Source organism: Aeromonas sp. s5 (assembly GCF_040907865.1).
GTDB classification, from domain to species: Bacteria; Pseudomonadota; Gammaproteobacteria; order Enterobacterales; family Aeromonadaceae; genus Aeromonas; species Aeromonas dhakensis.
In genome coordinates, this window is sequence record NZ_JBFOCO010000002.1 from 32,902 (window position 1) to 57,982 (window position 25,081).

At 63.9% G+C, this 25,081-nt stretch carries 27 protein-coding genes; 17 read left to right on the forward strand and 10 right to left on the reverse strand.

Going from position 1 to position 25,081, the window contains the following annotated elements:
• Positions 1-101 precede the first annotated feature (101 nt).
• From AB5Y94_RS00150 to AB5Y94_RS00160, 3 genes are read left to right on the forward strand one after another with little or no spacing between them, the layout of a single operon-like run.
• Positions 102-713 (forward strand): DUF2975 domain-containing protein, encoded by a 612-nt coding sequence (locus AB5Y94_RS00150; RefSeq protein WP_043171028.1) that lies wholly within the window; start codon positions 102-104, stop codon positions 711-713.
• Between the two features lie 7 nt (positions 714-720).
• Entirely contained in the window at positions 721-930 is a 210-nt protein-coding gene (locus AB5Y94_RS00155) for a helix-turn-helix transcriptional regulator (protein WP_005304071.1), read from the forward strand.
• Between the two features lie 6 nt (positions 931-936).
• Complete coding sequence (locus AB5Y94_RS00160) at positions 937-2,145, forward strand: hypothetical protein (RefSeq protein ID WP_324039856.1); 1,209 nt, start codon at positions 937-939, stop codon at positions 2,143-2,145.
• Between the two features lie 74 nt (positions 2,146-2,219).
• Here the strand turns inward: AB5Y94_RS00160 and AB5Y94_RS00165 are convergent, their stop codons facing one another.
• Both AB5Y94_RS00165 and AB5Y94_RS00170 read right to left on the reverse strand, forming a co-directional pair.
• Positions 2,220-3,374, reverse strand: a complete 1,155-nt coding sequence (locus tag AB5Y94_RS00165; protein ID WP_368204441.1) for a 3-phenylpropionate MFS transporter — start codon at positions 3,372-3,374, stop codon at positions 2,220-2,222.
• Positions 3,375-3,640: 266 nt separating this feature from the next.
• Complete coding sequence (locus AB5Y94_RS00170) at positions 3,641-5,734, reverse strand: TonB-dependent hemoglobin/transferrin/lactoferrin family receptor (RefSeq protein WP_368204442.1); 2,094 nt, start codon at positions 5,732-5,734, stop codon at positions 3,641-3,643.
• Between the two features lie 188 nt (positions 5,735-5,922).
• Between AB5Y94_RS00170 and AB5Y94_RS00175 the strand changes: the two genes are divergently transcribed.
• Genes AB5Y94_RS00175 through AB5Y94_RS00185 form a run of 3 tightly spaced genes read left to right on the forward strand, consistent with a single transcriptional unit; the run spans position 5,923 to position 7,962 of the window.
• Positions 5,923-6,906 (forward strand): ChaN family lipoprotein, encoded by a 984-nt coding sequence (locus AB5Y94_RS00175; protein ID WP_368204443.1) that lies wholly within the window; start codon positions 5,923-5,925, stop codon positions 6,904-6,906.
• Positions 6,907-6,966: 60 nt separating this feature from the next.
• Positions 6,967-7,518: a cysteine hydrolase family protein gene (locus tag AB5Y94_RS00180; RefSeq protein WP_017784347.1), complete on the forward strand. Its 552-nt coding sequence runs from the start codon at positions 6,967-6,969 to the stop codon at positions 7,516-7,518.
• 39 nt (positions 7,519-7,557) lie between these two features.
• Positions 7,558-7,962: a hypothetical protein gene (locus AB5Y94_RS00185; protein ID WP_368204444.1), complete on the forward strand. Its 405-nt coding sequence runs from the start codon at positions 7,558-7,560 to the stop codon at positions 7,960-7,962.
• Positions 7,963-8,033: 71 nt separating this feature from the next.
• On the opposite strand, the gene hutZ is transcribed toward AB5Y94_RS00185, so the two are convergent.
• Positions 8,034-8,591: a heme utilization protein HutZ gene (hutZ, locus tag AB5Y94_RS00190; protein WP_005304092.1), complete on the reverse strand. Its 558-nt coding sequence runs from the start codon at positions 8,589-8,591 to the stop codon at positions 8,034-8,036.
• On the reverse strand, positions 8,588-9,100 hold the full coding sequence (gene hutX / locus AB5Y94_RS00195; protein WP_005304096.1) for a heme utilization cystosolic carrier protein HutX: 513 nt from the start codon (positions 9,098-9,100) through the stop codon (positions 8,588-8,590). The genes hutZ and hutX overlap by 4 nt, the downstream gene beginning before the upstream one ends.
• A gap of 168 nt (positions 9,101-9,268) precedes the next feature.
• Between hutX and AB5Y94_RS00200 the strand changes: the two genes are divergently transcribed.
• Genes AB5Y94_RS00200 through AB5Y94_RS00215 form a run of 4 tightly spaced genes read left to right on the forward strand, consistent with a single transcriptional unit; the run spans position 9,269 to position 12,805 of the window.
• On the forward strand, positions 9,269-10,108 hold the full coding sequence (locus tag AB5Y94_RS00200) for a hemin ABC transporter substrate-binding protein (RefSeq protein WP_368204445.1): 840 nt from the start codon (positions 9,269-9,271) through the stop codon (positions 10,106-10,108).
• Positions 10,105-11,136, forward strand: a complete 1,032-nt coding sequence (locus AB5Y94_RS00205; protein WP_274438117.1) for an iron ABC transporter permease — start codon at positions 10,105-10,107, stop codon at positions 11,134-11,136. Before AB5Y94_RS00200 ends, AB5Y94_RS00205 begins: the two co-directional genes overlap by 4 nt.
• A 14-nt stretch (positions 11,137-11,150) precedes the next feature.
• Positions 11,151-11,939: a heme ABC transporter ATP-binding protein gene (locus AB5Y94_RS00210; protein ID WP_201970395.1), complete on the forward strand. Its 789-nt coding sequence runs from the start codon at positions 11,151-11,153 to the stop codon at positions 11,937-11,939.
• Positions 11,940-11,989: 50 nt separating this feature from the next.
• Positions 11,990-12,805, forward strand: coding sequence for an ABC transporter substrate-binding protein (locus AB5Y94_RS00215; protein ID WP_010634925.1), 816 nt, complete (start codon positions 11,990-11,992; stop codon positions 12,803-12,805).
• Here the strand turns inward: AB5Y94_RS00215 and AB5Y94_RS00220 are convergent.
• On the reverse strand, positions 12,793-13,419 hold the full coding sequence (locus AB5Y94_RS00220; RefSeq protein WP_005304112.1) for a YitT family protein: 627 nt from the start codon (positions 13,417-13,419) through the stop codon (positions 12,793-12,795). The genes AB5Y94_RS00215 and AB5Y94_RS00220 overlap by 13 nt on opposite strands.
• Positions 13,420-13,742: 323 nt before the next feature.
• On the opposite strand from AB5Y94_RS00220, the gene AB5Y94_RS00225 reads away from it, so the two are divergent.
• From AB5Y94_RS00225 to AB5Y94_RS00240, 4 genes are all read left to right on the forward strand, one after another.
• Positions 13,743-14,762, forward strand: a complete 1,020-nt coding sequence (locus tag AB5Y94_RS00225) for an NAD-dependent epimerase (protein WP_054544205.1) — start codon at positions 13,743-13,745, stop codon at positions 14,760-14,762.
• A 209-nt stretch (positions 14,763-14,971) separates the two neighbouring features.
• Entirely contained in the window at positions 14,972-15,160 is a 189-nt protein-coding gene (locus AB5Y94_RS00230; protein ID WP_011704892.1) for a hypothetical protein, read from the forward strand.
• Between the two features lie 207 nt (positions 15,161-15,367).
• Positions 15,368-16,222 carry a lytic transglycosylase domain-containing protein gene (locus AB5Y94_RS00235; protein WP_019840200.1) on the forward strand — a complete coding sequence of 285 codons (855 nt, stop codon included), beginning with the start codon at positions 15,368-15,370 and terminating at the stop codon, positions 16,220-16,222.
• Positions 16,223-16,330: 108 nt separating this feature from the next.
• Entirely contained in the window at positions 16,331-17,167 is an 837-nt protein-coding gene (locus AB5Y94_RS00240) for a 5'-methylthioadenosine nucleosidase (protein WP_268000506.1), read from the forward strand.
• Positions 17,168-17,257: 90 nt separating this feature from the next.
• Here the strand turns inward: AB5Y94_RS00240 and AB5Y94_RS00245 are convergent, their stop codons facing one another.
• Positions 17,258-17,767 (reverse strand): YgjV family protein, encoded by a 510-nt coding sequence (locus AB5Y94_RS00245; protein ID WP_268000505.1) that lies wholly within the window; start codon positions 17,765-17,767, stop codon positions 17,258-17,260.
• A gap of 57 nt (positions 17,768-17,824) precedes the next feature.
• Complete coding sequence (locus AB5Y94_RS00250; RefSeq protein WP_368204446.1) at positions 17,825-18,400, reverse strand: Crp/Fnr family transcriptional regulator; 576 nt, start codon at positions 18,398-18,400, stop codon at positions 17,825-17,827.
• A gap of 241 nt (positions 18,401-18,641) precedes the next feature.
• Here AB5Y94_RS00250 and ettA point away from each other — a divergent pair, with 241 nt between their 5' ends.
• The 3 genes from ettA to AB5Y94_RS00265 all read left to right on the forward strand — a co-directional run bounded on the left by ettA (position 18,642) and on the right by AB5Y94_RS00265 (position 22,345).
• Positions 18,642-20,309 (forward strand): energy-dependent translational throttle protein EttA, encoded by a 1,668-nt coding sequence (ettA, locus tag AB5Y94_RS00255; protein WP_005304135.1) that lies wholly within the window; start codon positions 18,642-18,644, stop codon positions 20,307-20,309.
• A 96-nt stretch (positions 20,310-20,405) separates the two neighbouring features.
• The gene (locus AB5Y94_RS00260; RefSeq protein WP_368204447.1) at positions 20,406-20,741 is read left to right on the forward strand and encodes a hypothetical protein; all 336 of its coding nucleotides are present in this window, start codon (positions 20,406-20,408) and stop codon (positions 20,739-20,741) included.
• Positions 20,742-21,001: 260 nt separating this feature from the next.
• Positions 21,002-22,345: an NCS2 family permease gene (locus AB5Y94_RS00265; RefSeq protein ID WP_005304142.1), complete on the forward strand. Its 1,344-nt coding sequence runs from the start codon at positions 21,002-21,004 to the stop codon at positions 22,343-22,345.
• A gap of 76 nt (positions 22,346-22,421) precedes the next feature.
• On the opposite strand, the gene djlA is transcribed toward AB5Y94_RS00265, so the two are convergent.
• From djlA to AB5Y94_RS00280, 3 genes are read right to left on the reverse strand one after another with little or no spacing between them, the layout of a single operon-like run.
• Positions 22,422-23,252: a co-chaperone DjlA gene (gene djlA, locus AB5Y94_RS00270; protein WP_017779140.1), complete on the reverse strand. Its 831-nt coding sequence runs from the start codon at positions 23,250-23,252 to the stop codon at positions 22,422-22,424.
• A gap of 19 nt (positions 23,253-23,271) precedes the next feature.
• Complete coding sequence (gene murU / locus AB5Y94_RS00275) at positions 23,272-23,940, reverse strand: N-acetylmuramate alpha-1-phosphate uridylyltransferase MurU (protein WP_368204448.1); 669 nt, start codon at positions 23,938-23,940, stop codon at positions 23,272-23,274.
• Positions 23,937-24,947: an aminoglycoside phosphotransferase family protein gene (locus tag AB5Y94_RS00280; protein ID WP_054544198.1), complete on the reverse strand. Its 1,011-nt coding sequence runs from the start codon at positions 24,945-24,947 to the stop codon at positions 23,937-23,939. The genes murU and AB5Y94_RS00280 overlap by 4 nt, the downstream gene beginning before the upstream one ends.
• Positions 24,948-25,081: the final 134 nt, after the last annotated feature.

Below are 25,081 nucleotides of genomic sequence, written 5' to 3' on the forward strand. Positions count from 1 at the left end.
TTGAATAAATATCGAAAAACGATAAACATCTGTCTGTGTTTATTGATAAACGATAACTCGGCGCTACGCGTGGCCCACCCTTTCACTCAAAGAGGTAAGCGATGAAACAGAACAAGCTCGAACGCATGAGCAGCCTGATCGAATGGATCCTGCTGGCTACCCTGCTGGCCACCCCCGTCCTGACGGTCATGGGGGTCTGGTCACACCTGATCGGCGGCAGCGACTACCTGCAGCAGGAGCTGCAAGAAGCGCTGAATGTGGAAGAGAGTTCGGTGCTCGGCAAGGTGCCCCTGACCACGGAATCGCTCCCGCAGGCCAGCACCCAGCCCACCGTTGCCGACTATCCCCTCACTTTGGGGACCCGCCTGCTGGGCACCCTGGTGATGCTGCTGCCGGATCTGGTGTTCATGCTGATGCTGTGGCAGCTGCTCCAGCTGTTTCGCGGCTATCGGCAGGCCATGCTGTTCACCTTCAGCCAGATCCGTCGCTACCAGTGGATCGGCCTGCTGCTCTGCGTCAGCTTCGTCACCAAGATCGGCACGACGCCGCTGCTGGACATAGTGCTCACCCTGCCGGGACCCGAGCTGCACGGCAAGATCAACATCAGCTCGTCGGACTTTCAGCTGCTGCTGGCCGGTCTGATCGTCTCGGCACTGGCCCTGGTGATGCGCGAGGCCAAACTGCTGGCCGATGAACAACAACTGACGGTGTGAGGATCCCATGCCCATCATCATCCGACTCGATGCCCTGCTGGCCGAACGCAAGATGACCGCCCGCGAGCTGGCCCTGCGGGTCAACATCACAGAGGCCAACCTCTCCATCCTGAAAAACGGCCATGCCAAGGCGGTTCGCTTCTCCACCCTGGAGGCGATCTGCCGCGAACTGGGCTGCCAGCCCGGGGATCTGCTGGCCTTCGAGGAGGAGCGTTGATCCCCTATGAGTCGCCATCTCACCCTGTGTGCCCTGTGGTTGCTGCCGCTGTGGGCCTGCGCCGCCGATGGTACCAGCGGCCCCCGCTACCTTGTCGAGCAGAGCAGCCGTGCCAATGAGTTGCAGATACGCCTCACGATGCAGGGCAATCCCCCTTTTACCCTGCTCCCCCCTCGCCAGTTGCCGGGCAGCACCGCGCCGGTTTCACCCAAGCTGGTCTGTCTTGCAGACAACCAGCCGGTGGCCCTCAACCAGCCCTTCTCCTGCCAAGAGGTAGGCTGGCAGGTAACCCTCACCCCGGCGCCAGCCCTGGGGGCCGATGCCTCGGCCCAGGCGTCGCTGCTGTTTGCCCCCAATCGGTGGCTATTGACCGAATGGGGCAATCTGGTGCGCCAGCAAGGGAGTCGCCAAGGGGACGTCTGTCTGCCGGATGGCAGTTGCCAGCCGCTGCCGGACCTCAATCAGCCGCCGCTGATCCTGCCATTTGGTCTGGCCACAGTGCCCGTCGCCAAACGGGATCCCAGGCTGCTGCTGAGCCATGACGAGACGGCCAATCAGCTCGATCTGCCGGCCCTGCAGCAACAAATGAACGAGATCATCGACTATCTCGCCTTCCAGCTCGATGTCACCCCGCCCACTCACCCGTGGCGGCTGGTGTGGCTGGGGCGGGATGTGGCGACCCGCTCCCTCGGCGGCGCCGCCGGGGATCAGGTGTTTGTCGCCAACTACCCCACCAGGGATGGCAAGCCGACGCCACAGGCGCCACTGCGTCTGCTGCGCACCTCCGCCCACGAGGCGGTGCACATCCTCAGCACCGCGCCACAGCCCACCTGGGTCAACGAGAGCCTTGCCGAGTACCTTGCCATCAAGGCGCTGCGCCGCTTTCGCCTGCATCAGGTCACGGCGGCCAACGAGCTGGCCGAACGGGGCAAGCAGTTGCCCCATGGCGAGAGCGGCCTCTATCGGGCAGCCCGCGAGGTGATGGCAGGGGATCGATCCTATTACCCGCTCTTTTACGTCAAGGGGAGCGCCTTCTGGGAAACCCTGGACAGGGAGCTGCAGCACAATGACGCCACCCTCGCCCGGCTGCTGCCCCAGCTGGGCTGGCTGCCGGATGGTCGCCTTGATGCCGCATCCAATGAGCTGCTTGCTGGCACCATAGGCTCGGATACCTGGCGCCGCCTGAGCCGCCACTATCTTGGCGAGCCGCTGTAACGCCGCACGCCGCAACGAAAAAGGGAGAGCCATGGCTCTCCCTTTTGCTGCGTGATGATTCAGACGGGTCGGTATCAGACCGGGACATGCCCCTGCCCAGACGGCGCAGCTGGGCGCAGCCGCAGCACGAACACCGGCAGCACCACCAGCACCATCAGGAAGAAGATGCGGCCCCCCAGCGGTTCGTAGAGCAGGCCGCACAGGGTCATCAGGGCGGCCACCGTCATGCCGAGCCCCAGCGCCGCATAGAGCGCCTGGGTCGGGATCAGCTGCTCGGCCGGCAGCTGGCGGGTCATGAAGCGCACGGCGCCGAGGTGGCTGACGCAGAAGGTGACCGCATGCAGCAGCTGGCCAGCCACCAGCACCAGGATCTCGGTGGAGGCTCCAAGCAGGATCCAGCGCACCACGCAGCCCAGCGCCCCCACCAGGAACAGGGTCTGGGCGCCGAAGCGGTTGAGGAAGCGCTTGTCGGCGGCGAACATGCCGATCTCCGCCACCACCCCCAGCGCCCACAGATAGCCGATGGTGGTGCCGCTGTAGCCCGCCGCCTTCCAGTGAATGGCGCTGAAGCCGTAGTAGGCGGCGTGACTGCCCTGCAGCAGGGCCGAGATCAGCAGGAAGCGGCGCACCTGGGGGGACTTGAGGGTATCGAGCAGGGAGGCCTTGGCCCGCTCGCCCTGGATGCCCCGCGGCGCCGGGTGCAGCGGCAGCCAGCTGAGCAGCAGCATCAACAGCAGCCCGGCCACCATGGTGTGCAGCACCCATTCGCTGCCAAAATTCCCCACCAGGGCCCCCACCAGGGTCGAGGCGACGATGAAGGCGAACGAGCCGCACAGGCGCACCTTGCCGTAGTCGAGGTGCGCCTGCACCACCATGCGGGTGGCCAGCGCCTCCCCCACCGGCATCAGGGTCGGGTAGATGAAGTTCGCCACCAGGGTCAGTCCCACCAGCCACCAGAGGTTGTGGCTGAGATAAAAGCCGAGGAAGGCCAGCAGGCTGAGCAGGCAGAGCAGGCGGGTGACCGGCAGCAGATGCCCCGCCCCCTTGATCTGCCCCATCACCATCAGGTTGCCGGCAAAGCGGATCGCCATGCCGGCACCGAGCAGCAGGCCTATCATCTCGGCGCTCACCCCGATCCCCTCCAGCCAGAGCGACCAGAACGGCAGATAGGCACCATAGACGAAGTAGAAAGCACCAAAAAACAGGGCTAACCAGGAGAAGGCGGGCATAGGTCCTCGACAAGGGGGAAGATGGGGCACAAATGATAACCGATTTGCCGGTGGGGATCCTGCGATCCCGGGCGGGAAGCCACGCAGATAATAATGAAAAACATCAATAAAATTGAACTATTGGCGCAAGACCGGTGTCTATCGAGTAACACCTCCTCCTGGTTAGTGTTGCAATCCTTCCACCCGCCACCGGCGGGTTTCTTTTTGGCCGCTCGCTTGCGCCATGAAAAAGGGGCCCGCAGGCCCCTTGTCGTGATGGGTATTCATCAGAACACGTACTTGACCCGTGCACTCAGGTTGCGGCCCGGCTCGGTCTTGTTGCTGGTGCTGGCACTGGCGCTCTGCCCCGTGATGCTCTCGTAGTTGACGTACTCCTTGTCGAACAGGTTGAAGACGCCCACGTTGAACTGCAGATCCTGCACCGGCTTGAACTGGGCGTAGATGTCCACCACGCCCCAGCCCGCGCTCTTGATGTTGTCGTTGCCCTTGGCATCCTTGCCCACCTTGCTCATGTCGTCGGCAAAGCGCAGGGCGGTGTTGATGTTCCAGTTGGCCTGCTCCAGTCGTACCCCCAGGGTCCCCTTGAGCGGGCTCAGGCTGTTGATGTAGTTGCCGTCGCCATCCTTGCCCTCGATGTAGGAAAGATTGCCCCAGACGTTGACCAGACCGTTCAGCCAGTAGTCCGCCTTGGCCTCGGCCCCCTTGGTGGTGGCCTTGTCCAGGTTCTGGTATTGGTAGACGGCGGTGCGCCCTTCGGTGCTCACCTGGCCCAGCTCGATGAAGTCGTCGTACTTGTTGTAGAAGGTGGCCACTTCATAGCTGAAGCCACCGGCGCTGCCGCGCACCCCCAGATCGATGCCGTCGCTGCTCTCGGGTTTGAGGTTGGTGTTGGGCTCGATGCGATAGCCGTACGCCTGATGGTTCAGGGTGGAGAAGGCGTTGTCATACATGGGGGTCTTGTAGCCGTGGCTGTACTGGGCAAACAGGTTGGCCGCCTCGTGCGCCTTGAACACCAGCCCCAGCTTGGGCGAGAACTCCCCTTCGGAGAAGCGTTTGAGATTCTCGCCCGTGTAGGCGGGATCCTGATCCGGGTTCATCCGGTAGTAGTCATAGCGGGCCCCCGGCGTCAGCACCCAGCGCTCGCCGAACTTCAGCTCGTCAAACGCCCACAGGGCGCCGTGCTCTGTGGTGGTGGAGGGGAAGCTCAGCTCGCTGTAGCCTTCAAAATCCCCCGCCACGGTCGGCGCCTTGAAGCGGGTCCGCTCGTTGTCGGTGTGCTCATACTCCAGGCCCCAGGCCAGTCGCTGGCTATCCAGCGCCTTGCTGAACTTCACCTGGGCGCCCAGACTCTTCTGCTCGAAACCGTTGTGATCCAGCGAGTTCTTGGTCACATAGGGGTTGGTCGGCCGCACCGGGTATTTGGAGGAGGCGTACTGATCCATGGTCTGCTTGGTGCGGGCGTAGTAGATCTTGCTGTCGATGCGATCGACCCAGGGCGCCTGCAGGGCGATGCCGTGATCCAGCACCAGCGACAGGTTGTCGGTATCCTTGTCGGTGATCGGCTGGTTGAAGACAGAGCCGGCCTTGGTGAGGTCGACCGCGTCGGGGTCCTGACCCTCGGTGAAGTAGTCGACGGTCAGCTTGAGGAACTGGCTATCGCTCAGGTTCCACTGGCTCTTGAACAGCAGCGCCTGGCTGACGATGTCGAACTCGTTCTTGTCGCTGTCGTAGTTCTGGGTCACCCCGCCGTCACGCCAGGTGTAGCGCAGCAGGTTTTCCAGCTCGCCGGTACGCAGGGCACCGGTAAAGCCCGCCATCTTCTGGTGGCTGCTGGAGGCGTAGCCGGAGGTGGCGTCCAGATAGCTGTCGCGCCCCTTGAGGAAATCCGCCGCATCCTTGGTGGTGATGGCGATGACGCCACCCAGCGCATCGGAACCGTAGGCGGCCGAGGCCGGCCCCTTGACCACCTCGACCTGCTTGATCATGTCGGTGTCGAAATAGCTCTGGCCCACGCCGCCATTTTTGTAGGCGTCGTTCTCGCGCACGCCGTCGCGCACTATCTTGACCCGGTTCTCGCCCATGCCGCGAATGATGAAGGTCTGGGCATCGCCGGCACCGCCGAGGGCGGTGACGCCCGGCTCGTAACGAAACAGGTCGGCGACGTTGCTCACCACCTGCTCTTCAATCTGTTCGGCGGTAATGACCGAGATGGGACCGGAGACATCTTCCAGTTTCTGCTCCATCCGGGAGCCACTGACCACCATGACGTCATCTGCTTTCTTGTCCGCCGCAAAAACCGGGGAAGCGAGGCCGGCCGCCACGGCAAGGGCGACCAGCGATAGGGTGTTGTTATGGGCCACTGCAAATCCTTATTGAGAACTGTTATCAAACAGCAGGCATCTTACTCACCTCTCAACAAAGATCAATAATAAACGGAATCATTCTCATTTTCTTTTGTCATGATTAGGTTCTACACTACGCCCCTCTGTTTTCCCGCCCGCCATGCTGCCATTGTATGGTGCAGGCACCTCATCGCTGCGAGACACCCATGACCCGACTTCTGCCCCTGCTCACTCTGCCCCTGCTGCTGGCCGCCTGTGCCACGACGGCCCCCGTCAACGATGCCGGCACCCTCTATCACTATCAGCTCAAGGCCACCCAGGGGGATGCGCTCACCCTGGAGCAGGCCCTGGCCCGGGTGGCGGATGCCGACATAGTGCTGGTGGGCGAGCTGCACACCCACCCGGCGGTGCACCTGCTGCAGGCAAGAATGCTGGCGGGCCTGGCCGACACGGCGCAGGCAGACGGCCGCCCCCTGGTGCTCTCCATGGAGCAGTTCAGCCGCGCCGATCAGCCGGTGCTGGATGCCTACCTGGCCGGTCGCATCGGCGAGGCCGCCCTCATTCGCGACAGCAACGCCTGGCCCAACTACCCGAGCGACTATCGCCCGCTGGTGGAGTTCGCCAAGGCGCACCACCTGCCGGTCATCGCCGCCAATGCCCCCAAACCGCTGGTGAGCTGTGTCGGCCAGGAGGGGCCGGCCTGGCTGGATCAGCTGCCCGCCAGCCGCCGCAGCCAGCTGGCCCGCACCCTCACCCTCGGCGATGACCCCTATCGCCAGAAATTCATGGCCTCGCTCCATCATGGGGATGCCGACGGCAACGCCCGCCGTTTTGCCGCCCAGACCAGCTGGGACGACACCATGGCCGAGAGCATGGTGGATTACCTGCGCAGCCACCCGGGCCGGCGTATCATGCACATAGCCGGCAACTTCCACGTGGAGGGGGGACTGGGGCTGGCCAGCCGCATCGCCAGCCGCAACCCGGCCCTCAAGGTGGCGCTGGTCGTGCCTGAGCTGACGGCGCCGCAAGCGGGTAAGGAGCAAGCAGCGGCAGCCGGCCGGGTGGCCGACGTGCGGGTCGGCATCGCCCCCCTGCCGGAACGCTGGCTAAATGCCGATGAAATGAAGCAAGATATGGGCGCACTGCATCAATCCCGCAGTCGTGACTGCAGCCAGTGGCTGCAACCCTGACCTTGCGTCTGAGGAGCCCAGTGGCTGCCACCCTGACAAACAATTGCCCAAGGATTTCATATGGATGTGTTACTGGTCATCGACATGCAACAGGGGCTGTTCACTCAGCCTCGCCATCAGGACGCCCAGGTCATCGCCAATATCAATCGATTGGCCGAGCGCGTGCGGGCAGAACAGGGTCGTGTCATCTATGTGCAGCACGATGCCCCCGGTTCCGAAGTGGATCCCGCCAGTCCGGGCTGGCAGCTGCACGCCGATCTCGCCCCAGAGGGGCATGACAGCCGGGTGCGCAAGACCGCCTGCGACAGCTTTCTCGACACCGAGCTCGGTTTCCTGCTGGCGGAGCAGCCGGTGGACAGGCTGCTCGTCTGCGGCTGTGCCACCGATTTTTGCGTCGACACTACCCTGCGCAGCGCCGCCGCCCGCGGTTTCGAGGTGGTGGCGGTGACCGACGCCCACACCACGGCGGACAGGCCCCACCTGAGCGCGGAGCAGATCATCGAGCACCATCACTGGATGTGGCGTCACCTCAGCCTGCCAAAAGGCAGAAGCGTGACCCTGCTCACGACGGATGAGCTGCTCGGCGCCACCCAACCCGAGCCGGCATGTTAATCTGCCCGCTTTGAAGCGATCACCCGATTGGAGTCTTGTGTGCGTCTACTCTCTGCCGTTGCCTTCACGCTGCTGTTACCGGCAATCACCGCCTGCTCCGGCTTGCCGGGGCGCCAGCCGGATGGCCCGGCCCCTCTGTTCAGGACCCACATCAACGAGGAGGGAAGCAAGCGCTTCACCTTCGAGGCCGCCCCGCTCGATACCCTGCCCACCCGCCTCCAGAACGATGACGGCAGCAGGCTGAGCAGGAACAAGAGCCTGCTGGAGCGGCGCGAAGCACTGCAGGATGCCCAGCTCACCCAGACACTGACCGAGCGCAAATACTGCCGCGAAGGCTACATAGTGCTCAGCCAGACTTCCTGGAAGATCCGGGGTGAATGCAACGAGACCGCCACCCGGGCCGACCGCGACGCCTTTCCCAACAAGGCCTCCTGGCAGGATTGAGGGAAAACCGTCCATAAAAAAACGGGCAGCCCCAGGGCTGCCCGTTTTGTCATCCTGGCGATCCGCGCGGATCAGACCGGCGCGTCGGCCGGGCTGGTCAGCTCGGCGCCATTGTCGATGCGCTTGTGCCCTTCCACCAGATGGACGAAGTCCACCAGCTCGTCACCGGAGACCCGGAACGCCTGGCCGAAGCCCTTGACGAACAGCCCCTGCTCGGGCTTGAGACGAAACAGCACGAAGTCCTTGAGATTGGAGAGCCCTTTGACTATCTCGCCAAAGCGCCCTTCCAGCGCCGCCACGGCCTTCTCCCAGCGCACGTCGTCGCGGGCCACCACTTCGGCCAGCGCATCGAAGGTGAGGCGCTTGCGGGCAAACAGTTCGCGGGCCCCGTTCTCGTCCTCGATCAGCATCAGCGACACCTTGGGCACCTGTTGCAGGTTGCGGGCGTGGCGGGCGATCTCGGAGATGAGCACATAGTAGCCATCTTCCTGCAGCACGAAGGGGGCATAGCTGGCATTGGGGTTGCCTTCACTGTCCACCGTCGCCAGCTGCAGGGTGCGGCAACCGTCGCGAAACTCGCGGATCTCCGGTTGCAGGCGGTTCTGCAGACGCTCCTGACGTTCACTCATGCTTTGACTTCCTCTTGATACTGGTGGCGCAGGGCCATGAAGCGTTCCACCTGGGCCGGCAGCAGCTGACGCTGCTCGTCACGCCCCAGATAGACCTTGAAAATGCAGCGACCGCTGTGGCCGAAGAACTGGAAGGAGTGCCCCTCCTTGCCCATGAACAGCTTGCTGACCAGGGCAATACCGACCACGTTGTCGAGCTTGAGGTGGCCGTGCATCTCGCCGTCACGCCCCATCAGGTTGTAGTAGCCACGGGCGCTCTTGCCGCGGGGGAAGGGGGCCTTCACCTCGAAGATGGAGCCGTCGGACTCGACGATGGTGGTCACCTGGCCCCAGTCGGCCAGATCCGCCAGCAGGGCTTCTGCCTGCTCGGCGGGCACCAGGGTAACCAGCTCGGCCGGCAGGTGGCGCACCACCTCCCATTCGCTGACGGCCAGCTCGGCGGCGATGGTGGACGGGTGAGCGCCGGGATCTTGTGCCAGCAGCCCATGAATGCGTTGTGCAATGCTCATCGGTTCTCCCTTGGGATGCCTGCGGCATCCCTGTTCTGTCATGGCGGATACTGTAATGAAGGCCCCAAACCAATGCAATTGATAATCGCTTTCATTCTCAGTGCATTTTTTTCGACAGCTTGATATTCTCGGCGACAATCCCACTTCATTCACCCTTCGGAGGTTAGCATGGGCCGTCGTTTTGCCCTCGCACTCAGCCTGCTCGGCTGCTCAGCCCTGTCCCTGCCCGCTCTGGCGCAGGAGCGTATCGTCAGCATAGGCCCGGCCACCACTGAACTCATTCTGGCACTCGGGGGCGAGCAGAGCCTCATTGCCACCGACATCAGCAGCCCGGAGCCGAAGAACCTGCCGCGGGTCGGCTATCACCGCGCCCTCGCCGCCGAAGGGATCCTGAGCCTGGCGCCGACCCGGCTGGTCGGCAGCGACGAGATGGGGCCACCACCCGCCCTGGAGCAGCTGCGCCGGGCAGGGGTCGAGGTGGACGTACTGCCCACCGCCCCCACCCTCGCCAACCTCAATCAGCGCATCGATACCCTGGCCACCCTGCTCAAGGACCCGGCCGCCGGCACCCGTCTGAAGGCCGAGATCCAGACCCAGAGCGAGCAGCTGGCCGTTCAGGCCAAGCAGAACAAGCCGCTCAAGGTGGTCTTCCTGCTATTGCACAAGGGCCAGCCCACCAGCATCGCCGGCGGCAACACCACCGCCAGTGCCCTGCTCACCTTGGCCGGCGGCGTCAACCCGGTGGCCCAGCTGCAAGACTACAAGCCCGTCTCCACCGAATCCCTGATCGAACTGCAGCCCGATCTGGTGCTGGTGAGCGGCCGCGACTGGCAGCAGTACCAGGATCCTGAAACCGTGCTGAGCCAGGTGCCCGCCCTTTCCGCCACCCCGGCCGGCAAGAACAGGGCCATTCACGCCATCGATGGTCACGCCCTGCAAGGGGGGCTCAGCCTCACCTCGCTGCAGCAGGCCAGCCAGATCGCCAAGTGGATCAAGCTGGGTTCATGATGCGTCTGCCACTGCCCTGGCTGCTATGCCTCACCGGCGGCGCACTGGCGCTGCTGCTGGTCGGGTCGCTGGCCACCGGCCCCATGACCCTCTCCTTTGGCGAGAGCCTGCGTGCCCTGTTCGCCGGCCAAGGGAGCGGGATTGAGGCCCACAAACTGCTGATCGTGCAGGAGATCCGCCTGCCGCGCACCCTGCTTTGCATCGCCGTGGGGGGGATTCTCGGCCTCTGCGGCGCCGTGATGCAGGGGCTGTTTCGCAACCCCCTGGCCGACCCCGGCATCATCGGGGTCTCCGGCGGGGCGGCGCTCGGCGCGGCGCTGGCCATCGTGCTGCTGGCCCCCCTCGGCCAGCAGTGGCAGAGCCTGCTCGGCATCGGCCTGCTGCCCCTGCTCGCCTTCCTCGGCGGGGCGCTGACCACCACCCTCGTCTATCTGCTCGGCACCCGGGAGGGGGGCACTTCGGTCACCGTCATGTTGCTGGCCGGGGTGGCCGTCACTGCGCTGTCCGGCGCCGTGATCGGCCTGCTTACCTATCTTGCCGACGATCAGATGCTGCGCAACCTGAGCCTGTGGCAGATGGGGTCGCTGGCGGCGGGCAAGCCGGTGGACGTGGCGCTGGCGCTGCTGACCCTGGTTGCCCTGCTCATCCTGTTCTTGCGCGATGCCAACCCCCTCAACGCCCTGCTGCTGGGTGAAGGGGAGGCCCGCCACCTCGGCATTCAGGTGCAGTCCCTCAAGCGGCGGCTGATCCTGCTCACCGCCGCCGGGGTCGGCGTGGCGGTGGCAGTGGCCGGCATGATAGGTTTCGTCGGCCTGGTGGTGCCCCACCTGGTGCGGCTGCTGGCTGGCCCCAACCACGTCCGGTTGCTGCCGCTCTCCGCCCTGCTCGGGGCAGCCCTGCTGCTGGGTGCCGACATGCTGGCCCGCACCCTGCTGGCACCGGCCGAGATGCCGGTCGGCATCATCACCGCCCTGCTGGGCGCCCCCTTCTTCATCTGGCTGCTGGTCAAGGGCCGCCGCACCCTTTAACCGGAGGACTCATCTTGTCAGCTTCATCGACCCTGCTGCACTGTCGTCAGCTCAGCCTCAGCCGGGGCGGCCGCCCCATCCTGGACAGGCTCGACCTCAGCCTGCAGGCGGGCAGCCTCACCGCCCTGCTCGGCCCCAACGGCGCCGGCAAGAGTTCGCTGCTCAAATGCCTCACCGGCGAGCTGGAACATCAGGGGGAGATAGATCTGTTTGGCCGGGAGCGGCGGGAGTGGGCCGGCAACGAGCTGGCCCACCGTGTCGGCGTGTTGCCGCAGAGCTCGTCCCTGAATTTCCCCTTCCTGTGCGAAGAGGTGGTGGCCATGGGCCGACTGCCCCACAGCGAGCCGGCCAGCCGACGCGACGAGATAGTGCGGGCCGCCATGACCCATGCCGGGGTGGATCATCTGGCCGGTCGCCTCTATCCCGGTCTCTCCGGCGGGGAACGCCAGCGGGTACAGTTCGCCCGGGTGCTGGCCCAGATCTGGCAGGCCCCGGAGGAACCGCAACAAGCGCGGCTGCTGCTGCTGGACGAGCCCACCTCGGCGCTCGATCTCAAGTACCAACACCAGCTGCTTACCATGGCGCGCGCCCTCGCCGCCCGTCATACCGCCGTGCTGGTGGTGCTGCACGACCTCAATCTGGCGGCCCGTTACGCCGACCGGCTGGTGATGCTGGAGCAGGGCAGAGTGATGGCCGACGGCACCCCGCGCGAGGTGCTGACGCCTGATCTCATCGACCGGCTCTACGACTACCCGGCCCGGGTGATCACAGACCCGCAGGGGATGTATACCGTCGTCCTGTAGGGCGATTTCTCGCTCATACTGCAAGGGTGTCAATCACGGATGCTTGCCCCATGCCTGCTCGTCTGCTGTTGCTCTGGCTCCTCTCCCCTCTCTGCGTTGCCGCCCCCCTGCGTCTGGTCGTCCAGGAGTTTGCTCCCTACAGCTTCATGGGCAGTGACAACCAGCCGACCGGCGCCATGGTGGACATGGTCAAAGAGGCGTGCAGCTACTGGCCTGAGGGGTGCCAGATCACGCTGCGCCCCAATCTGCGGGCCAGAAAAGAGCTGGATCTGGGGGAAGTGGACGGCATGTTTCCGCTCGCCTGGAGCGATGCCAGGGCAAAGACGCTGAGCTACTCGGTACCGCTGTGCAAGGCGAGCTGGGGCATCTTTGCCCACGTCGATGAAATTGACGCGCCGCTGACTCTGGCTCGCCTTGGTCACGCACGGATCGGGGTAACCAGAGGCTCGTTCAGCGAGACCTTGCTGCGCCAGCTGGACGACACCCTGCACCAGCAGGGGATCCCCCCGATGCAGCTGGAACTCAACGTCAACGATGATTATGCGAACCTGCTCAAGATAGAACGACAGGGGCGCTACAACCTCTACTTCTCCAACCTGGATGTGGCCCTCTATCGACTCAACCTCAGTGGCGCCTCGAAGATCAGGCTATGGCAAAAGAGTCACGAGGCGAACTACTACATCGCCTTCAACCGCCAACGCATGAGCGAGGCGCAGCTGGCAGCCTTCAACCAGATCCTGATCCGGCTGGAAGCCCAGGGCAATCTGCTGCGGCACAGGGTGCACTGGGGTCTCTCCTCACCGCTGCCCGATCATCGGCTGCACACCCTTTTTCCACCCGGCTCACAGAGGCCTCACGCCAACTGATAGCGACCCGGCTTGTGGTTGAGTGTCAACACCAGGTTACAGATGATGGCCGCCACCACGGAGAGGGCCAGGATCCAGGGCTGCACCACGAAGAAGGAGGCGATGACGATGGTGCAATCCAGCCCCATTTGCAGCTTGCCGGCACGGATGCCGAAGCGATCCTGGATAAACAGCGCCAGGATGTTGAAGCCGCCCAGGCTCGATTTGTGGCGGAACATGATGAGCAGCCCCATGCCGATCAGGGTGCCACCGATGAGCGCCGCGTAGACCGGCTCAATCTTGCCTATCTGCAGCACTGCATTGAGGTGATCCGTCATAAAGGAGACGGTCGCCACCGAGACGAAGGTGTTGAGGGTGAAGCGTGGCCCCATCCTGAGCCAGGCCAGGGCATAGAAGGGCAGGTTCATGCCGAAGAACAGCAGGCCGAAGCTCAGCCCGGTCACCTGCTGCAGCAGCAGTGCCAGCCCGGCGGTGCCGCCGGTGAGCAGGCCCACCTGATGAAACAGAAAGATGCCGAGGGAGACGAAGCCAGCGGCGGTCAGCAGGGCGATGATGTCTTCATAGAGGGGGTGCGCAGTACGAGCGGACTGCGCCGAGACGGGGGTGTTGTCCATAACCGGTATCCAATAGCGAAGTGAAAGAGTGTCTGTTGCCCGCAGGGCGGGCGCGAGCCCTGTCCACAGGGCTTCGTTATGGGATTCAGTCTATTTTTTGCGACCATGCTCACAATAGTCGCCACCCACGCCCCGTTTTGGTGCCTGTCATTCTCCATTGACAGCCGCTGCACCAAGATGCAGCATGCCGCGCCTGAGCCGCCCCCACCTTGACGAAAAGGGCGGTTTGCCATGGCACAGACGCGCCGGCTCTGCTACAACGCGCGCAGCCCCAACTCCAGCACCACCATCAGGAGCCCCATGATCTGCACAGGACCCCAGCCATGAAGTATCTGGTCACCGGCGCCGCCGGTTTTATCGGTTTTCACGTCGCCAGACGGCTGTGCGAGGCGGGTCATCAGGTGGTGGGGCTGGACAACCTCAACGACTACTACGAGGTGAGCCTCAAAGAGGCTCGCCTGTCGATGCTGACCCCCTTCCCCCATTTTCGCTTTGTAGAGGGCGAGCTGGCGGACCGGGCCGGCATGGCCGCCCTGTTTGCCGAGGGGCAGTTCGAGCGGGTGATCCACCTGGGCGCCCAGGCGGGAGTGCGCCACTCGCTGGAAAACCCCTTTGCCTACAGTGAGAGCAACCTCACCGGCATGCTGACGGTGCTGGAGGGGTGCCGCCAGCACGACATCCGGCATCTGATCTACGCCTCCTCCAGCTCGGTCTATGGCATGGGCGAGCAGCTGCCGTTCAGTGCCGATCAGCAGGTGGACCACCCGGTTTCCCTCTATGCCGCCACCAAGAAGAGCGGCGAGCTGATGGCCCACGCCTACTCGGCGCTCTACGGCCTGCCCACCACAGGGCTGCGCTTCTTCACCGTCTACGGTCCCTGGGGCCGACCGGACATGGCCATCGCCAGGTTCACCCGCGCCATCCTGGCGGGCGAACCCATCGACGTCTACAACCAGGGCGATCTCAGCCGCGACTTCACCTTCATCGACGACATCGTCGAGGGGATCCTCGCCGTCGCCGAGCTGCCACCCCGCCCCAACCCTCACTGGCACGCCGGCGAGCAGAGCCCGGCCGAGAGCGCCGCCCCCTACCGCATCCTCAACATCGGTCATGGCCAGCCGGTGCGGCTGCTCGACTTCATCGAGGCGCTGGAACAGGCGCTGGACAAGCCCGCCATCAAGCGGATGCTGCCGATGCAGGCGGGCGACATGCACGCCACCTGGGCCGACAGCGAGCCCCTTCACACCCTCACCGGCCTGCGCCCCGCCACCTCCATCGAGGAAGGGGTCGCCGCCTTCGTGCGCTGGTATCTCGACTACTACCAACCCGCTGAGCTGGAGTAGCCATCCCGACCGGACACTGGGTGCGCCCTGCTACGGCCAGCTGAAAATTGTTTGATGAGTTAATGGAATGGCGCCGCACCACCTCCCCCTTAGGATGGGGATGTGAGGCGGATAGCGGTTTGCCGGGCACCGGCTGGGGTATACTGGCCGCACTTGGTGCCACACGGGCACGCATCCGCCCCCTCACCATGATGAGAAGGAGTCACCTCATGATCCGTATTCTGCTGTTGCTGGGCGCCGCCCTGTCTGCCTACGGACTGCAACAGAGCCATACCCTGGCGCCGCTGCTGAGCCTGCTCGGCCTGCTATCGCTCTGGGTGGCGAGCGAAATTCGCCTGATGTATCGCCAGCTGCCCGCCGCCGAGCCGGACGAGCAGCCCTATCACCTCGACGTCTGAGGGGCCAGGGACAACTGATTTAGCCACCTCTTTATCGCCACCGACCACCTGGATGCACGGCCAGCCCCTGCTAGGACTGCATCGGTCATTGGTTCCATATCGTTTTGATCTCTGGATACCCGGATCAATAACAACAGGATCCACTGGATTAATGGCAGAACGGGCCATGTTCCCCTATATCTTCTGTACCCCAACAGGAGAGAATCCATGTCGAGCCTCAGCGAAAACAGGCTGTTTTTGCTGCTTTTTTTATCGCTGTTGCTGGCCGGTAACGTGCAGGCAGCGGCGCAAAGCAGGGATTTCAGACAGGCGCCCAAGGCGCTCAGCGCACTGAAGCAAGGTCAACAGGCACAGAGTCAGGGCAACCTGACCCAGGCCATCCACTTCTACTGCGCCGCCGCCACCACGGGTAACCCGGAAGGTTATTTTCGCATCGGCCGCCTGCTCGCCACCGGCCCGGGCTCGGTTCGCAACCCCCGAATGGCCAACGCCTACCTGGCCATGGCGATCCGCCTTGGCAACCAGCAGGCCATCCGTTACTACAACAGCCGGGTCGGCAATGCCGTGATGGGGGAGCAGTGCGGCAGCGGCGTCGGCGGATCCGGCGGTTACTTCGCCGCCATCCCCACCACCCCTTTCAATCTGGAGGCCTATCTGGCCCGCCAGTCGCCCGCCAAACAGAAGCTGGCCAACATGCTGCGCCACGCCGCCAAGCGCCACCGCATCGACGAGCGGCTGGTACTGGCCATCGCCATCGCCGAATCCAACCTCGACAGCCGCGCCGTCTCCCCCAAGAATGCCCAGGGGCTGATGCAGCTCATTCCCGAGACCCAGCAGCGCTTCGGGGTGACCCGCCCCTTCGATCCGGAGCAGAACATCAAGGGGGGCGTGGCCTACCTCAAGTGGCTGCACACCCATTTCGATGGCAACTGGACCCTGATGTCGGCGGCCTACAACGCCGGCGAAAAATCGGTGGAGCAGTATGGCGGCATCCCCCCCTATCAGGAGACCCAGCAATATGTGCGGCGGGTGCTCTACTTCGCCGGCCACAAGCAGCCCTGAACCCGACTTCCTGCCGGCCTGCTATTGACAAAAACCACACCTGCATTTGCGCAATCGTTTGCCTTTCGGTAGGATCCGGCGCTTTCTCGCACGTTCTACAGGTAATCCATGAATTTCATCAAACGCTGCTCGCGCCTGCTCACCCTGTTTGCCCTCTTCTCCTCCGCCGTCGTGGCAGCCACTCCGGCCCCCGCCCCCATCCTGATCCAGGGGGCAATGGATGTCGAAGTCGAGACCCTGGTGGCCGCCCTCAAGGACAAGCAAGAGCTGACCGTGGGCGCCTGGACCTACTGGCAGGGCACTCTCTCGGGTTATCCGGTGGTCGTCTCCCGCACCGAGGTGGGACTGGCCAATGCCGCCGCGGCCACCACCCTCGCCATGGAGCGCTTCCGGCCGCGCCTCGTCATCAATCAGGGCACGGCGGGCGGCCACGATCCGGCGCTGCACCGGGGCGACATCGTCATCGGCACCAAGAGCTTCAACATGGGGGCCTACCGCAGTGACCTGACGCCCGCCGAGCAGGGCGTCGATCCGAGCAAATGGCACAACTTCGAGGTCACCATGCGCCTGCGCGACAACGGCAAGCTGGTGGAACACACCGCCTTTGCCGGCGATCCCGAGCTGGTCGGCCGCGCCCTCGGCATGGCTGACCGTTATCGTCACGGTCGGGTGGTTCCCGGCATCATAGGCACCGCCGACGAGTGGAACCGCCAGGTCGCCCGCATCAACTGGCTGCACCAGACCTACCAGACCGCCGCGGAAGAGATGGAGACCTCGTCCGCCGCCCTGGTGGCGGAGGCCTACAAGGTCCCCTTCGTCGGCATCCGGGTGCTCTCCAACAGCGATCTGCACGGCGAGGAGTTCGATCCGCACACCGCCATCCACTGCCAGCAGTTCGTCATCGACTACGCAAAAGCGCTCATCAATGGCTTCAACAAAGCCTGACATGCCAAAGAGGCCGCCACAGTGGCGGCCTCTTTGCTTGGTAATCCCTATCAAGCGGGACTTGGCCCACGGTTTATCCCGCAGCCGATATCAACTCCCCGGACACGCCCTGCGCCCATAGTGGCGGTAGTAGCCCACCAGATTGCTGACCAGAAACAGCCCTTCCATCAACGCCGCCACGGGCGACCCCACCAGCAGGTTGTTGGCCAGCCAGCAGAGAGTGCCCAGCAGCATCCAGCGCCGCAGCAGGCGATCATCCGGGCAAAACGCAGCCCGGGTCTGCAGCAGACTGGCCAGCAACCCCAGCAGGGCGAGCGGCCCCTGATAGGTGGCGAGCACCGCGAGGCAGGACAACCCCATAAAGAGCCACATCAAGAGGCGATGAGTGGCCAGCATGCTGACCACGAAGCGCAGACTCGCCAGCCAGAGCAGCAGGGCGGCAGACCACTGTCCCAGCAGCGCGAAATGGGCGCCATTGAGGGCGCAGGAGAGCGCCAGACAGGCCAGAATGGCCCGGCGCGCCCGCAGCTGAAACGACAGCAGATCCAGCAGCAGCGCCAGGCTCACCACCAGTTGTGACCACAAAAACAGCGACATCATCCCCGCTCCAGGCTTGTTCGAGGGGCCCAGCATGGCGGGAATGGGCGCGGCGCGGCATTAACCCGTGTTAATGCGCCGGCGGATCCGCGACAGGGTGACCGGGCTGATGCCGATATAGTTGGCGAGCTGCACCTGGGTGAGCCGCGCCGGCCAGTGGGGGAAGGTGCGGCAGAGCTCCCGGTAGCGCTCCTCGGGGGAGTGGAGCAGCAAGAAGGCCTCCTTGCGCTCCTTGTAACACAGCTGTTGGCGCAGCAGGGCCATGCAAACCGGCTGCCAGGCGGGCTCGTCCAGCAGAACGAGCGGCACCCGCACCAGTTGCAGCGCCGTGACGGCCTCCAGCTGGTAGCGGGCAGGCGACCCGCTGAGCCAGCTGTCGTAGAGCAGACAGAGCTCCCCTTCGAAGTAGAACTCCTTGCAGCGCTCCTGCCCGCCCCGGGCGTAGTGGCAGGCACGGGTGATGCCCCGCTCGATATAGAAGGCCGACTCCTGCATCGCCCCCTGGGCCAGCAGCGGCTGACCCGGCTGCAAGGTCAAACGGGGCAGGCGGCCGGCAAGCGGCTCGCCGATGGCGGGTGCCAACCCCATGGCGGCGAGGGTGGCCGCCAGAGGCGGGGCAGAGGGCAGGCTGGTCATGCAAACTCCGGGGCAAACTGGGCCTTCATCATGCCAAGTTTGGCGGCCCGTTGCAGCAGGCTGTGATGGCCCCGGCAAAGGGGATGGCCGGCCGGGTACCACCTTTGCCCCCCCTCGCCCATTGGTTTACAATCGACGGGTTTTTTGGAACCCGGTTGGCGACCCGCCGACCTGGCCCCACCACGACATCAGTCTGTTAGTGCCAAGACATTAACCTGCTGAAAAGGAAGAGAATTAGCCAATGGCTCAATTTATTTACACCATGAACAGGGTCGGCAAGGTAGTGCCGCCCAAGCGTCATATTCTCAAGAACATCTCCCTCTCCTTCTTCCCGGGCGCCAAGATCGGCGTGCTGGGTCTGAACGGCGCCGGTAAATCGACCCTGCTGCGCATCATGGCAGGGCTAGATACCGAGATCGAAGGGGAAGCCCGTCCGCAGCCCGGCATCAAGATCGGCTACCTGCCGCAGGAGCCCAAGCTGGATCCGGAGCAGACCGTACGCGAAGCGGTCGAAGAGGCGGTCGGCGAGGTGAAACGCGCCATGGCCCGGCTGGACGAGGTCTATGCGGCCTACGCCGACCCGGATGCGGATTTCGACAAGCTGGCCCGCGAACAGGGCGAGCTGGAAGCCATCATCCAGGCCCAGGGTGGCCACAACATGGAAAACCAGCTGGAGCGCGCGGCCGACGCCCTGCGCCTGCCGGCCTGGGATGCCAAGATCAAGCACCTCTCCGGTGGTGAGCGCCGCCGTGTGGCGCTGTGCCGCCTGCTGCTGGAAAAGCCGGACATGCTGCTGCTGGACGAACCGACCAACCACCTGGACGCCGAGTCCGTGGCTTGGCTGGAGCGCTTCCTGCACGACTACGAGGGCACCGTCGTGGCCATCACCCACGACCGTTACTTCCTCGACAACGTGGCCGGCTGGATCCTGGAGCTGGACCGCGGCGAAGGTATCCCGTGGGAGGGCAACTACTCCTCCTGGCTGGAGCAAAAAGATGCCCGTCTGGCACAGGAAGCCAGCACGGAAGCGGCTCGCCGCAAGTCCATCGAGAAAGAGCTGGAGTGGGTTCGCCAGAACCCGAAAGGCCGTCAGGCCAAATCCAAAGCCCGTATGGCCCGCTTCGAAGAGCTCAACACCAACGACTACCAGAAGCGCAACGAGACCAACGAGCTGTTCATTCCGCCCGGACCGCGCCTCGGCGACAAGGTGGTGGAAGTGGCCAACCTGCGCAAATCCTACGGTGATCGGGTGCTGATCGACGATCTGTCGTTTGCCATTCCGAAGGGGGCCATCGTCGGCATCATCGGCCCGAACGGTGCCGGTAAATCGACCCTGTTCCGCATGATGTCGGGTCAGGAGCAGCCGGATTCCGGCGCCATTACCCTGGGTGAAACCGTGGTGCTGGCCTCTGTCGATCAGTTCCGCGACAGCATGGATGACAAGAAGACGGTATTCGAGGAAGTCGCCGACGGTCAGGATATCCTGCGCATCGGCAACTACGAGTTCCCGAGCCGCGCCTACATCGGCCGCTTCAACTTCAAGGGCGCCGATCAGCAGAAGCGGGTCGGCGAGCTCTCCGGTGGTGAACGCGGCCGTCTGCACCTGGCCAAGCTGCTGCAAACTGGCGGCAACGTGCTGCTGCTGGATGAACCGACCAACGATCTGGACATCGAAACCCTGCGCGCCCTCGAGAATGCCCTGCTGGAGTTCCCGGGCTGCGCCATGGTCATCTCCCACGACCGCTGGTTCCTCGACCGCATCGCCACCCACATCCTGGACTATCAGGACGAGGGCAAGATCGAATTCTTCGAAGGCAACTTCACCGAATACGAAGAGTGGAAGAAGAAGACCTACGGCGCCGAGGCGGTCCAGCCGCACAGAGCCAAGTACAAGCGCATCGCCAAGTAAACCGGCAAATGCGACAAGGGGAGCCCAGGCTCCCCTTTCTTGTGCCCGATGGCTTACAATCCAAGACGGATACCTTTTATGCATGGATGTAGCAAGATGACGACCCAGCCCACCACAGAGAGGAAACTGACCATCCAGATCCGGGTTGAACCGGGCTGCCTCGGGCCGGACGGCAAGGCGCACATCGAGACCTTCTGTGCCGCCGCCGCCAGGATCTTCGCCGCCGTGGAGCCGGAGCTGGTGAACTGGACCCTGCTGCCCCGCTATGACAAGCAGCTGCCGGAACAGGAGTTCTTCATCGACGGCCGCAAGCTGAGCGAGGAGCAGGCCAGCCTCTTCCTGCGCCACATGGGGCGGGAACTGGGAGAGGTGCAGGACAAGCTCGACTCCGTGCTGGCCCAGCTGGTGGAGCGTTACTTCAAGACCCTCTGACCCGACCCCTGCCCCTCAAAAGGTTCTCCAGCGAGAACCTTTTTTATTTTCGGCCGGGAAAACGTTTGAATTTTTGCTCTATTCATTGATCCGCCTCGCAGATCCGGGGTTTGTAAACGGCGCCGCCTGTGTAAAAATGTGCGCGCTGTCACGGTATCAGGACGAGTCTGGTTGTTTAACCACCAGAAAGCGGGCGTCACTCCCCCATGGAGGATGCCCCTCTCCTGCTGCTTATTTCACGTCACCTATTGGAATCCAACATGAATCAACCACACCAGGCCCCCGCACAGGCCGCCGGGCAAGGATTGCTTGAGCGTCTGTTTGCCCTGAAGGGCCATGGCACCAACGCCCGCACCGAAGTGATCGCCGGCATCACCACCTTCCTGACCATGGTCTACATCGTCTTCGTCAACCCGCAGATCCTCTCTGCGGCCGGCATGGACACCCAGGCCGTGTTCGTCACCACCTGCCTCATCGCCGGCATCGGCAGCATCCTGATGGGCCTCTTGGCCAACCTGCCCATAGCGCTGGCTCCCGCCATGGGCCTCAACGCCTTCTTCGCCTTCGTGGTGGTGGCCGGCATGGGTTACTCCTGGCAAGTGGGCATGGGCACCATCTTCTGGGGCGCCATGGGCCTGCTGATCCTCACCCTGCTGCGGGTGCGCTACTGGCTCATCGCCAATATTCCGCTCACCCTGCGGGTCGGCATCACCGCCGGCATCGGCCTCTTGATCGCCCTGCTCGGCCTGCACAACGCCGGCATCGTGGTGGCCAGCCCCGCGACCATGGTGACAGTGGGCAACCTCACCTCCCTGCCCTGCCTGCTGGGGCTGCTCGGCTTCTTCCTGATCTGCATCTTCTCGGCCCGCGGCGTCCACTCCGCCGTGCTGATCGCCATCGTGGTGACCACCACCCTGGGCTGGCTGTTTGGCGACGTCACCTTCAAGGGCTTCGTCTCCATGCCTCCCAGCATAGAGCCGGTGTTCGGCCAGCTGGATCTGATGGGGTCGCTCGACATCAGCCTGGCCGGGATCATCTTCTCCTTCATGCTGGTCAACCTGTTCGACTCCTCCGGCACCCTGATCGGCGTCACCAACCGCGCCAAGCTGGCCGATGACAAGGGTCACTTCCCGCGCATGAAGCAGGCCCTGCTGGTGGATAGCGCCAGCTCCGTCGGCGGCGCCTTCATGGGCACCTCCTCGGTCACCGCCTTCATCGAGAGCAGCTCAGGCGTCGCCGTCGGCGGCCGTACCGGTCTGACCGCCATCGTGGTCGGCCTGCTGTTCCTGCTGGCGATCTTCTTCTCTCCGGTTGCCGCCATGGTGCCGGCGTATGCGGCGGCGGGGGCTCTCATCTATGTGGGTGTGCTGATGTGCTCCGAGCTGACCCGGGTTAAGTGGGAAGACCTGACCGAAGCGGTACCGGCCTTCATGACCGCCGTCATGATGCCGTTCAGCTTCTCCATCACCGAGGGGATTGCCGTGGGCTTCATCTCCTACTGCGTGATGAAGGCGGGCACCGGCCGCTGGCGCGAGATCAACCCCTGCGTGCTGGTGGTGGCCCTGCTGTTCGTGCTCAAGTTTGTCTGGGTCGACAGCCACTAAGCCGCGACGCACAAATACTGCGCAAACAAAAATGCCCGTCAGCGACGGGCATTTTTTATGGCTGATGAAGGGGTGCTCAGCGAATGCCGCGCGCCTCGCGGATCCACTCCCAGGCCTGCTGGATCTCCTGGGTCTTCTCCTTGGCCATCTCCATCATCTCGGGCGGCAAGCCCTTGGCGGCCAGCTTGTCCGGGTGATGTTTGCTCATCTCCTTGCGGTAGGCGCGCTTGATCTCCTGATCGCTGTCGCTCTCGCTCACCCCCAACAGCTGATAGGCATCCTTGAGCCTGTCACGGGAGGGGGCCTCCTGCCGATACTGCTGACCACCCTGCCCGCCATTCTGATACTGACCGCCGTGGGCCCGGTTGAAGAAGTTCATCTGCGCCTCGGCCATCGCCAGGATGCGGGCCAGCTCGATACGGCTGAAGCCCAGCTCGTCGGCGATGGTGTGCAGGATGGCACGCTCGCTGGCCTCGACCTTGCCATCGGCGAAGGCGGCCTGCAGCTGTACCTCGAGGAAGAAGCGCAGAATATCGCGCTGGCCCTGACTGGCCTGGCGAAACTCGGCTAGGGTCTCCCGCAGCGGGAAGTCCGCCTCCTTGCCCTGGCGGAACGACTCCTGGGCGCGAGCCCGCTGCTCGCCTGCCAGCCGCATCCGGTCCATCAGGTTGGAGGCGACCCGGATCTCCTGCTCGGTCACCTGGCCGCTCGCCTTGGCGATGTGGCCCATGACGGCGAAGGTGGCGTGGAAGAAGACCGCCTGTTGCTGCTGGGTGGGGGCGCGGCGAAAATTCAAGCCCATGCCCCGATCGAAGCGATGGCCGATCCAGAGGCCAAGCAGGGCACCGAAGATGTTGCCGAGCAGAAAACCGAAGAAGGCGCCAAGCACCTTACCCCAAATACGCATGGTTCAAGACCTCGTGAAATTAATGAGTGCGTCCTTGCAACTGATCGTCCAGCTCGTGCAGCCGCTGGGCCGTCCCTATGTCGCGCCACTCGCCGGCCAGCAGGCTGCCGCCCACCCTGCCTTGCGCCATCCACCCCCGCAGCAAGGGCGCCAGCTTGCGTGCCCCCGCCGCCAATCCGGCAAAGGCGGCGGGATGATAGAGCCCGACGCCGCTGAAGGTCAGCGCAGGGGTATCAACCACCTTGCCCGCCTGCAGCGCAAAATCCCCCGCCGGATGCTGCGGCGGGTTGGGCACCAGCCAGAGGTGGGCCAACTGGTCGCCAAGGGGCTGGCTCACCAGGGTGCGATAGTCCAGGTCGAGCCAGGTATCGCCGTTGATCACCAGAAAAGGATCGCTGCCCAGCAGCGGCAGCGCCTGTACGATGCCGCCGGCGGTCTCGAGCGCGCTCTCCTCGGCCGACCAGTGGATGGAGACCCCGAACGCACGGCCATCGCCGAGCGCTTCCACCAGCTTGTGGCCGAGCCAGGCGTGATTGATGACCAGGTCGGTCACGCCGGCCGCCTTGAGTTTTTCGATATGGTGCACGATGAGCGGCTTGCCCCCCACCGCCAGCAGTGGCTTGGGCAGGCTGTCGGTGAGCGGGCGCATCCGCTCGCCGCGTCCGGCGGCCAGGATCATCGCCTTCATGACGCCACTCCGCTGCGGGCCAGCCCGGGCAGCACCACCCGCTCCAGCCACTGGCCGAAGCGGGCCAGCACCGGATAGGCGGCGCCATGGCTGCGGCAGACATCCACCACGTAGCCCAGGGTGCGGGGAATATCCTTGAGGTAGCCGGACTTGCCGTCGCGATGGTAGAGCCGGGTGAAGATGCCCGCCGCCTTGAGGTGGCGCTGCATGCCGGTGAGGTCGGCGGCGCGACGAAACGCGGCGTAATCGAGCCCGCCCAGCAGATTGGCCTGCTGCAAAGTATCGAAGCCGAGTCGCATGCCCTGCTCGATCACCGCGTCCGGCCAGCGCACGTAGCAGTCTTTCAGCAGCGAAACCAGGTCATAGCTGAGCGGGCCGATGACCATGTCCTGAAAGTCGATCACCGCCAGCTCGCTCTCATCCGGCGTCTCGCAGCCGCACACCATCAGGTTGCGGCTGTGAAAATCACGGTGCATCACCCCCTGCGGCTGGGCCAGGTTGTTCTCGGTAAGGCAGGCGAAGGTCTCATCGAGCAACTGCTGCTCTTCATCGCTCAGGGTCAGTTGCAGATGGTGACCCAGCAGCCACTCGGGGAAGATGCTGTTCTCCCGCGCCATAAAGGCGGAATCAAAAGGCTCAAGGTCCAGCTCAACCGCGCCGAGACGGGGCAGCAGCGCGATGGCCTTGCCGTACCAGGCCTGCACATTGTCTGCGTTCAGGCAGCTAATAAGTTGGGTATCCCCCAGATCGGTCACCGCCAGCAGCCCCTGCTCGTAGTCCACCGCCCGCACCTCGGGGGACAGCAGGCCGCCTGCATGCAGGGCCGAGGCATTGCGGACAAACTCATGATTTTTTTCGGTTTTAGGGTTGGCATCCACCCAGATCAGGCCACCGCCACGGTGGTAGCGGCGAAAACTGGCGTCACCGGAAATGAGGGTCAACTGAAGGCTGGCATCACCGGAAATCCGGCGCGCCCAGTGCAGCAAGAGGGAATCGCGATCGTGCATAAGTCGGGGACCAAATTGGAAAGCAGCACTTGGCTGTTAGCCCTGGCCGCAATAATGCTTTATCATTGCCGGCTAACATAAAGCAATGACATGCAATGTCAACTCGATGAATCCTGTCGTAAAATGCATGTCTT

Bases quoted from the DNA above. Each gene is read 5' to 3' on its own strand.
- hutX (WP_005304096.1), bottom strand. From the start codon at position 9,100: ATGAGCATTGCACAACGCATTCATGGGCTGCTGGCACAAGATCCCGGC.
- AB5Y94_RS00260 (WP_368204447.1), top strand. From the start codon at position 20,406: ATGACGACCCAGCCCACCACAGAGAGGAAACTGACCATCCAGATCCGG.
- AB5Y94_RS00215 (WP_010634925.1), top strand. From the start codon at position 11,990: ATGCCTGCTCGTCTGCTGTTGCTCTGGCTCCTCTCCCCTCTCTGCGTT.
- AB5Y94_RS00265 (WP_005304142.1), top strand. From the start codon at position 21,002: ATGAATCAACCACACCAGGCCCCCGCACAGGCCGCCGGGCAAGGATTG.
- AB5Y94_RS00280 (WP_054544198.1), bottom strand. From the start codon at position 24,947: ATGCACGATCGCGATTCCCTCTTGCTGCACTGGGCGCGCCGGATTTCC.
- AB5Y94_RS00225 (WP_054544205.1), top strand. From the start codon at position 13,743: ATGAAGTATCTGGTCACCGGCGCCGCCGGTTTTATCGGTTTTCACGTC.
- hutZ (WP_005304092.1), bottom strand. From the start codon at position 8,591: ATGAGTGAACGTCAGGAGCGTCTGCAGAACCGCCTGCAACCGGAGATC.
- AB5Y94_RS00180 (WP_017784347.1), top strand. From the start codon at position 6,967: ATGGATGTGTTACTGGTCATCGACATGCAACAGGGGCTGTTCACTCAG.
- AB5Y94_RS00160 (WP_324039856.1), top strand. From the start codon at position 937: ATGAGTCGCCATCTCACCCTGTGTGCCCTGTGGTTGCTGCCGCTGTGG.
- djlA (WP_017779140.1), bottom strand. From the start codon at position 23,252: ATGCGTATTTGGGGTAAGGTGCTTGGCGCCTTCTTCGGTTTTCTGCTC.
- AB5Y94_RS00155 (WP_005304071.1), top strand. From the start codon at position 721: ATGCCCATCATCATCCGACTCGATGCCCTGCTGGCCGAACGCAAGATG.
- AB5Y94_RS00230 (WP_011704892.1), top strand. From the start codon at position 14,972: ATGATCCGTATTCTGCTGTTGCTGGGCGCCGCCCTGTCTGCCTACGGA.
- AB5Y94_RS00200 (WP_368204445.1), top strand. From the start codon at position 9,269: ATGGGCCGTCGTTTTGCCCTCGCACTCAGCCTGCTCGGCTGCTCAGCC.
- AB5Y94_RS00235 (WP_019840200.1), top strand. From the start codon at position 15,368: ATGTCGAGCCTCAGCGAAAACAGGCTGTTTTTGCTGCTTTTTTTATCG.
- murU (WP_368204448.1), bottom strand. From the start codon at position 23,940: ATGAAGGCGATGATCCTGGCCGCCGGACGCGGCGAGCGGATGCGCCCG.
- AB5Y94_RS00175 (WP_368204443.1), top strand. From the start codon at position 5,923: ATGACCCGACTTCTGCCCCTGCTCACTCTGCCCCTGCTGCTGGCCGCC.
- AB5Y94_RS00240 (WP_268000506.1), top strand. From the start codon at position 16,331: ATGAATTTCATCAAACGCTGCTCGCGCCTGCTCACCCTGTTTGCCCTC.
- ettA (WP_005304135.1), top strand. From the start codon at position 18,642: ATGGCTCAATTTATTTACACCATGAACAGGGTCGGCAAGGTAGTGCCG.
- AB5Y94_RS00165 (WP_368204441.1), bottom strand. From the start codon at position 3,374: ATGCCCGCCTTCTCCTGGTTAGCCCTGTTTTTTGGTGCTTTCTACTTC.
- AB5Y94_RS00250 (WP_368204446.1), bottom strand. From the start codon at position 18,400: ATGACCAGCCTGCCCTCTGCCCCGCCTCTGGCGGCCACCCTCGCCGCC.
- AB5Y94_RS00245 (WP_268000505.1), bottom strand. From the start codon at position 17,767: ATGATGTCGCTGTTTTTGTGGTCACAACTGGTGGTGAGCCTGGCGCTG.
- AB5Y94_RS00205 (WP_274438117.1), top strand. From the start codon at position 10,105: ATGATGCGTCTGCCACTGCCCTGGCTGCTATGCCTCACCGGCGGCGCA.
- AB5Y94_RS00220 (WP_005304112.1), bottom strand. From the start codon at position 13,419: ATGGACAACACCCCCGTCTCGGCGCAGTCCGCTCGTACTGCGCACCCC.
- AB5Y94_RS00150 (WP_043171028.1), top strand. From the start codon at position 102: ATGAAACAGAACAAGCTCGAACGCATGAGCAGCCTGATCGAATGGATC.